Origin of the sequence: Pseudomonas agronomica, from assembly GCF_025917275.1 — a bacterium.
GTDB classification, from domain to species: Bacteria; Pseudomonadota; Gammaproteobacteria; order Pseudomonadales; family Pseudomonadaceae; genus Aquipseudomonas; species Aquipseudomonas agronomica.
The window spans coordinates 1-279 of the sequence record NZ_JAOSHO010001118.1; the positions used below are offsets into that span (position 1 = coordinate 1).

A 279-nucleotide genomic window follows, 5' to 3' on the forward strand; every position below is an offset into this window, starting at 1 on the left:
GGTGGTGAACGGGTCCAGGGCAACGTCAGTGATCACGCCCAGCTCGGGGAAACGCTCGCGCAGGGCACGGGTCGCGCGCTGGGCGATGCCCTCGGGATTCCAGGCTTCGGCGGCGTCCAGGGACTTGAGTCCAGCCGGCGTGACCGGAAACAGCGCCAACGCCGGAATCCCCAGCTCGACCCATTCGGCTGCGGCTTCAAGCAGCAGGTCGATGGTCAAGCGTTCCACGCCGGGCATCGAAGCCACCGCTTCACGACGATTCTCCCCGTCCAGCACGAA

General features: G+C 67.0%; 1 pseudogene. It reads right to left on the reverse strand.

The annotated features are described in order from the left end of the window. A pseudogene (locus OC610_RS29180) lies at window positions 1-279 on the reverse strand (porphobilinogen synthase); the annotation flags it as partial.